This window comes from Arthrobacter sp. 1088 (assembly GCF_031455315.1).
Classification (GTDB): domain Bacteria; phylum Actinomycetota; class Actinomycetes; order Actinomycetales; family Micrococcaceae; genus Arthrobacter.
Map to the genome: position 1 here is coordinate 21,981 of NZ_JAVDSM010000022.1, position 6,000 is coordinate 27,980.

Annotated in this window: 7 protein-coding genes; 4 read left to right on the plus strand and 3 right to left on the minus strand. The window is 58.0% G+C overall.

The annotated features are described in order from the left end of the window. The first annotated feature begins 131 nt into the window (after positions 1-131). The gene (locus tag J2Y41_RS22385) at positions 132-443 is read left to right on the plus strand and encodes a hypothetical protein (RefSeq protein WP_309931816.1); all 312 of its coding nucleotides are present in this window, start codon (positions 132-134) and stop codon (positions 441-443) included. A 364-nt stretch (positions 444-807) separates the two neighbouring features. Here J2Y41_RS22385 and J2Y41_RS22390 read toward each other — a convergent pair whose 3' ends face one another. Beyond that, complete coding sequence (locus tag J2Y41_RS22390; protein ID WP_309931818.1) at positions 808-2,532, minus strand: FG-GAP-like repeat-containing protein; 1,725 nt, start codon at positions 2,530-2,532, stop codon at positions 808-810. A gap of 334 nt (positions 2,533-2,866) precedes the next feature. Here J2Y41_RS22390 and J2Y41_RS22395 point away from each other — a divergent pair, with 334 nt between their 5' ends. Continuing rightward, complete coding sequence (locus tag J2Y41_RS22395; RefSeq protein WP_309931820.1) at positions 2,867-4,099, plus strand: hypothetical protein; 1,233 nt, start codon at positions 2,867-2,869, stop codon at positions 4,097-4,099. Continuing rightward, positions 4,099-4,320 carry a hypothetical protein gene (locus tag J2Y41_RS22400; RefSeq protein ID WP_309931822.1) on the plus strand — a complete coding sequence of 74 codons (222 nt, stop codon included), beginning with the start codon at positions 4,099-4,101 and terminating at the stop codon, positions 4,318-4,320. The genes J2Y41_RS22395 and J2Y41_RS22400 overlap by 1 nt, the downstream gene beginning before the upstream one ends. Before the next feature lie 330 nt (positions 4,321-4,650). Here J2Y41_RS22400 and J2Y41_RS22405 read toward each other — a convergent pair whose 3' ends face one another. Further along, positions 4,651-4,881 (minus strand): helix-turn-helix domain-containing protein, encoded by a 231-nt coding sequence (locus J2Y41_RS22405; protein WP_309931824.1) that lies wholly within the window; start codon positions 4,879-4,881, stop codon positions 4,651-4,653. 167 nt (positions 4,882-5,048) lie between these two features. Then, positions 5,049-5,309 carry a hypothetical protein gene (locus tag J2Y41_RS22410; protein ID WP_309931827.1) on the minus strand — a complete coding sequence of 87 codons (261 nt, stop codon included), beginning with the start codon at positions 5,307-5,309 and terminating at the stop codon, positions 5,049-5,051. 258 nt (positions 5,310-5,567) lie between these two features. Between J2Y41_RS22410 and J2Y41_RS22415 the strand changes: the two genes are divergently transcribed. Beyond that, positions 5,568-5,846 carry an ankyrin repeat domain-containing protein gene (locus J2Y41_RS22415; protein ID WP_309931829.1) on the plus strand — a complete coding sequence of 93 codons (279 nt, stop codon included), beginning with the start codon at positions 5,568-5,570 and terminating at the stop codon, positions 5,844-5,846. Positions 5,847-6,000: the final 154 nt, after the last annotated feature.

Consider the following 6,000-nt stretch of genomic DNA (forward strand, 5'->3'; position numbering starts at 1 on the left):
CGACACCATCTCTATCCCAGTCGGCACCGGAACCCTCGCTGTCCCAGTCGGCACCGGCCCCCTCAGTGTCCCAGCCGGCACCGTCACCCTCGCCGACGTCGTCAAATCTTAAGGCGTGCCACGATTTCGAGGTGGCGAGCAACCAGCTTGCGCGGCTCCTCTACGACGGCAAAGGTAACCTCACCAGCACGCAATATCAGCAGGCTATGACTGACGCTGCGAACAAGATGGATAGGGCTGGACTTGCGGCAGCCGGCGTTGTCCAGCAGAGGATCAATGACTTGATGACAATCATGCCCCCGAATCCACGTGACATGATGCTGTCGACGGGAAAGTCAGTGGGCCAGAAGTACAACGCCGGTCTCGACCATGTGAGCAATGCCTGCGGCTCCGAGAATGCCACGATCACACTCACTCCGGTAACGCTCGCTCCCTTTGACTGAGTCGATGACGACCTCGTTGGCCTCCTAGAGAAAACAAAAGCCGAAGCGGACAAACAGTAAGCCCTCTCGGCCGGTGCCCGTAAAAATCGGTTCCCCACCGGTCGCATCCAACGTTCTTTAGAGTCCCTGCGTTCCAGAGCTCCTGGATTCCCGTAAGACCCGCCCGAAAAATGCCTGGTGAGGTGGGGCGGAACACCCTCGCACCGCACTCCTTGAGTAGTGACCCGATCTCATTCTGGATAATCAGGGAATGTTGATACGTGAGACCGAGGCGCAGTTGGAGCGCATGCTGGAGGCAGCTGGGACGGGTGAAGGCACTGATAACTGAAGGGCAAGTCGGACCCGCTTGTGCTGATGTGTCTCTTTAGAGAATTGGGTTCATTCCATTCCAGCCTGTGCCTGCTCGGGTCTGGGCAAACCATCCACCTTTGCCGTTGCCGGGGTAGAGCCATAAAGCTCCGGTACTGTCCCGGGCGAGGATATCAACGAACCCGTCACCGTTGAAGTCGCCAGGCCCTGTCAGTTGGGACATACTGTTCCAGCCTGTCCCAACCCGTACCTGCGGCAACCATCCACCTTTGCCATTGCCGGGGTAGAGCCACAGGTCGCCGGAGCGGTCCCGGGCAAGGACATCTGCAAAACCGTCACCGTTAAAGTCACCAGGCCCTGTCAGCTCCGACATCACATCCCAGCCCCAGCCAATGCGCACTTGTGGGTACCACCCGCCTCCCAAGTAGTTCTGCGCATATAGCCATAAGGATCCGGCGCTGTCCCGGGCGAGGACATCGGCGAAACCGTCACCATTGAAATCACCAGGACCTGTCACCTCTGACATTGCATTCCACCCCTGGCCAACCCTGACCTGGGGCAACCAGCCGCCCTTACCGTTGCCAGGGTAGAGCCACAAAGCTCCAGCGCTATCCCGGGCAAGGACATCGGCGAAACCGTCACCATTGAAATCACCAGGACCTGTCACCTCTGACATTGCATTCCACCCCTGGCCAACCCTGACCTGAGGCAACCAGCCGCCCTTACCGTTGCCAGGGTAGAGCCACAAAGCTCCAGCGCTATCCCGGGCAAGGACATCGGCGAAACCGTCCCCGTCGCGTCCTTGTCGGAGCTTGGTGCCGAATACCGAGATGGTGCCGGCAGATAAGTTGGCAACCAGCACGCGGTCCCGCACCGTGTCGACCGCGATGCCAGCCGGTTCATGACCCACATGTATCAGGCTCTTGAAATGACCGTCTTTCACAACGCCGACCTCGTTGCTGCCCCCGCTGGAGAGCGAAGCGAAGACGCTTTTTGTCTTTGGGTCATAGGCCATGTTGGTGGCAGTGCGACCATCGAAGGCCGTTTCAAAGCGCGTTATTACGCCGTCCTTCATCGTGAACAGGTCGTAGGCGTTGCCTAGGAAAAACGCCCGGTGCTCATTCGGATCAACGGCAACCTGCCCGAAATAGACATGGTCCGTCTGGATGCTGCCCGTTAGCGCACCGTTCTTTATGGTGTGGATCGCGGCGTCGCCGTCCGTCACGTAAGCGGTGCTGGTCGTTGGATCAACAGCCACGTGTACGGGATACCGTCCGACACTAAGCGTCTTCGTCACTTTTTCGTCGTTGATAAGTGCCACCGAGGAAGCATCGAACTGTGTGACGTACACCGTATGAGTTGTTGGGTCTACTGCTATCCCGTAGGGCCCACCATCAACCGGAATAACGTTGGTGATCGATGATCCTTTGATGACGAAAACCGCATTGCTCTGCCCAGCCGTGACGTAAGCCGTGTGAGTCCCCGAATCGACGGCTACGAACGTCGGATAGCCATCGATTGGAATGGTGGCCGTCACCTTGTCGCCATCAAGCACCAAAACGGAGTATAGGGTCGAGTCCCCAACCCACTCCTCCCGGACGATGTAGGCAGTGCCAGTCACGCCATCCACCGCTACGGCGCGAGGGCGCCCTCCGACATCAAGGGTGGCCGTCACCGGGTAAGTATCGTCTGCAGCAAAGGTCGTTGCGGCCGAACTTCCCACCAAAAGCACAGTAAGGATTGAAGCTGCCAACGTACGCAGCAAACGGATGCGGCTCATGATCGCTCACATTACAGTCCCAGCTCCCAATTCCGAGCTCCGCAACCAGTATGAGTATTCATTTTCTATAACCTGACACCGTCCAAAAAAGTGATCCACGCGATTTGACGGCTATAGGAGCATCGGAGTAGACAACAAAATCGGGGCAGGTACAGCGAACCCTGCATTCTGCGACTACGAAGCCGCGCCATTTCCCGTTGCGAATAGTTCCCGGAGACCGCGCGTATGCAACGATGCTTCGGTGACATCTGTATATGGCAAGTTATCAACCGGCAGAAATCTTCGAAGCCTGCTGACGGACTCACGCACTTGGGTGAACCGAAGAGTGGATTCCTTGCGGCTCGACGCCGACGGCACGACCCGGCGTTTCGTTTCCCTGGATATGACAATCCCCAAACGTCTTATGTGCACCGGTTCCGCGGGACGCATGCTGGTCCCCCTCGGTGTGCTGGAAAAGGGCACCAAACAACGATTCGATGCAAGCCATGACGGAAAATCGGTTCCGGTTCTTGGCCGGAGGGAAAATTCAGTCGTTGTGGCCCAGATGCTGCGCGCCTCACAACCATTTTTCCTGACCCCACGAGGAGCCAGTGAGGCTGAGCGCGATAGCTTGTTTGTCAGAATTGCGGCCTGCGACCCCGAAGATTCGGAAATCATCTGGCAGGAATATCTCGACTGGAGCGAAGGCATTTTGAATGGCCGCGAGCTCGAGGACGTCCAGGGTGCAGAACTGGAACAATTTGATGCTCTAGTGAATCAGATGACCATGAACTTCGTCCTGCTCGTGGAGGTTGAAGATCATCTTGCGGGCAAGCGTACCGTCATGAAGTACGCGTTGGACCAAGACGATCCGATAACAAGAGACCCGGGAACCAGCCGCGTCATCATCGCCCAGGACGTCCCCGACCTCGGTTTTGCGGCGAGCCACCATGTTGAGCTGGAGGTACCGGCAGGGCTGACCGTGCATGAGCTCAAATTGGTAGAACTCAAGGGCGAGACCGACAAAAACCAGGACAGATTCGCGAGCAAAGAGTCCATAGGTCGGGTTGCCCACGTGAGCCTGGACCCCTCGACACCTGACGCCACCGGCATTTTGAGAGCAGAAGTACGGGTGGCGAAACAGGGCGTTTTTTCATTCACGATAGCGACGGTCTGCGCCCTGCTCGTTGTTGTCCTGATTGCCACAACACTCCGGCACTTCAACGAGTTCTTCCTTCGCGGCGGCCCTGAGATTCCCTCCCCAGCCGCTTCCATCCTTCTTGTCGGCCCTGCACTCCTCATTTCGTGGGTCAGCCGAACGCCTGAACATCCGATGCTGGCCCGCATGCTGCGGCCACTGCGGCATATGCTGACCATTGCCGCCGTGTCTCTAGTAGTGATGGCCGGGTTGGCTGCGGTGAAAGTCCAGCCAGCCATATGGAACTTTGCCTGGATTGCACTTCTTGTGGTCGCTCTGCTCAACCTGGCATGGCTGCTGGTTTTCAGCATGAATCTTCAGCTTCCAACCCGCCAGAAGTTCGACCTTGGCGTAGCATATGAGAACAAAGACGACTTGGAGGATCACTGATGGCTCGACGTGACAGGACCCGGGAGGAACGTGTCCCCGGCGTGCGCGAAGGGAGCCCACGTGATGAATTGCTTAGCGGCGTCGACTTCGTCTGGAAATCCGGTGGCGGATCATTGAACAAAGGCATGACCTTGAGGCCATCGGCGGCAGGACGCAGAAGCGCGACCGTCTCCGCCTCCGACGGAAAAGCCAACCCTACAGCAACGGCCCGCAAACACTAGCCAGTCAAATACGACGTGCCAGGCATACTTGGTGTCATCATTACTGAGTTTGTCCATGTGCGGATGTTCCGGCTGATTCAGGTCATCTGCCCCCTACAGCTCCCGCGGCTACGACAATTTCGGTCGTGCCGGCGGCCAGGGTTTTCATCGATGAAGGACAGCGCATCCGAGGCTGATTGAAGATCACCGAACTAGTCCAAGGCATCGTCATTTCAAAGCTCTCAGCAGACCAAGCGCCCATCGTCTAAACGTCAGTGCCGGGTACAGAATTCATCAACGCGAGGCGCTGTCGGAACAAAGGTAGCCAGAAGGTTCTCGGTGGTGCTGGATTCAGTCAGGCAGGTCGCCGGCAGCGATGCGCTCCGCGGTGCGCTTGTACGCTTCGGCGATGTAATCCTCGACGTCGCTGGCCCCGATGCGCCACACGTTCCGGCCCCCGATCTGGATTCCCTTCAGATCACCAGACTTCAACGGCGACCTGACCTGAACTTCGGAGACATTCAGGTCTTCGGCAACTTGCTCAACGGTCAGGAACCGGAGCTTCTTGATTTCATCAGGCACGGCTCCATCGTAGAGCCGTCCGGCCGTGCACAGTGATCTCGACTTGGATGCAAGGAGATGTAGCAGCCATTTCTGCACTGGATTCACGGCATTACCTCATACCCCTTGCCGAAGCCGGAACAGGTGGAACAGAGAAGGCAGCTGTCCCGGAAATTCGAGAGTGCCGTTCAGGCCTCCGGTGACGCATCGCCACGACTCATATCGCTCAACGTTGCAGCGATGAGTATACGCAGTTCAGGTGCATCCACGTACGGCTGGCCGGACCCGGGCGAATACATCGACAGCGCATAGAGAAGTTCGTCCGTCTGTTCGTCGTGGAGGTACTCCTCGATAATTACACCTTCCAGCTGCTGTGCGGCGATCATGGACTCGTCACCAGCCAGTACCTTCGCGCCACTGCCCGCAGTCGGTCGGAGATGCTCATGCATGTCATTTTGGCACCATAACGGTGAGAATATGCTGAGGTCCTGACCCCTTACTGCAGGGCACGATGTGCCCCGAAAAAACTCGAACGGCGAAAGCGGGCGCCGATAACAACGGCGGCTCGCAGCGCGTTATGCGCATCATCTTCGCCGATGGTCTGGCTTCCTGGACCCTCTCGGCTATGTAACTAACGGCAGGGCTCCCAAGAGATTGCCAGTGCTGCTTCTCCACGTCGCCGGTGGCCCGGATGCCAGACTGTAAGGATGGATGAGATGGAACGGACAGCACTTCACTATGCAGCCCTGGACGATGACGTCCCCGCGGTCTTGGCTATGTTGGCTGAAGGCGTTTCGCCCGACGCCCAAGACAAGAGCGGCTTCACGCCCCTTCACTTTGCTGCCCAGGAGTACTCCGTGAGGGCAGCCTCCGCGTTGCTGGATGCTGGCGCAACCGTTGACGTGGGAAACGCTTTCGGGAACACACCCCTCTTTGTCGCCGTCTTCAACTCGAAGAGCCGCGGAGAAATGATCAAACTCCTGTGATCACGCCGAGCCGATCCGCTCTGGGCCAACACGAGCGGCCAGACCCCTGTCGGGCTAGCTGTATTGACCTGAGAGGTTGGTGACGCGGCTGGCCGGTGTCTGACCCTTGAGGGCAGTGTGGGCTCGGTGGTGATTGTAGGCATGGAGCCACTCG